This is a genomic window from Sphingobacterium nematocida (genome assembly GCF_900168125.1).
Classification (GTDB): domain Bacteria; phylum Bacteroidota; class Bacteroidia; order Sphingobacteriales; family Sphingobacteriaceae; genus Sphingobacterium; species Sphingobacterium nematocida.
Window position 1 is genome coordinate 1 of the sequence record NZ_FUZF01000043.1, and the last position, 1,093, is coordinate 1,093.

Annotated in this window: 1 protein-coding gene; it reads right to left on the minus strand. The window is 40.2% G+C overall.

Annotation, left to right across the window (positions count from 1 at the left end; genetic code table 11):
- The coding region (locus B5X76_RS21565) for a DUF11 domain-containing protein (protein ID WP_139375452.1) at positions 1 to 1,093 on the minus strand (1,093 nt) is incomplete at both ends.

Consider the following 1,093-nt stretch of genomic DNA (forward strand, 5'->3'; position numbering starts at 1 on the left):
CAACAGTTTTAACTGAACTGTGCGATGGACTGTTCTCGGTAGGGATATCTACTGGTGGGGTATCTTGGTCTCCCACTGTAGCGATGTTACGGATATTTGTCACACCTGTAAGATCGGCAGTTACAGTAACCTGGAAAGTAACTGATTTGGAATCGCCGAATGGTAAATCAATAGACCAGTTGATATTATTACCAGTTTGTGTTCCACCACCAGTGATACTACCGGCAACCAATGTGGTATTCGCTGGAATAACATCAAGGATAGAACCGTTCATCAGGTCAACATCTCCTGTATTGTTAACTGTAATTGTATAAGTTAACACTTCCCCAGACTGTGCTTTTCCATCACCACTAGCATCAGCAACTGTTTTATCAAAAGTAAAATCTGGGTTCGAATTCGTTGGAATCGTCACGTTAGGATTTTGAGTAGCTAAGCCTGGGCTAGAAACCACAGCTGTGTTAACAATGTTAGCTATACCTGTAAGGTTTTCTGTTACTTTCACAACGAAAGTAACTGTTGTACTTCCACCTTTAAGCACAGTAACATCGTCCCAAGTAATAGTTCCTGCAGAATGAACGCCTCCATTCTGCACACTAACAAATGTTGTGTTAGCAGGAATAACATCTGATATATTAACTACGATATCTCTATCGTAATTATTGTCAATTGTTATGCTGTAAGTCAAGTTTTCGTTTGACTCTGCTTTATTATTAATTTCATTTCCATCGTTACCATTATCCGCAACTGTCTTCACAGCTATGAAGTTACAGTCTGAAGCAATCGTAACAATAATCTCATTCGAATAAGTCGTACAAATACTATTGTCTATAGTAGAGTAAGCAACACGACGATAGCTCGTTTCTACTGTCGCTACATCAGGACTGTAAGTAGCACTTGTAGCATTATCAATTGTCGTCCATGAGCCACCTGATACTTTCGACTCCCATTGGTAGGTAATAGCTCCTGTACCAGTTGAATTAACTGATGACGTAAATGCAGTAGGTATTGTACCTGCACATACTGATTGTGAACCAGCGATTGTTCCTGGTTGAACTCCATTAACCGTAACAGTAACATCCGTAGACGTTGCTGC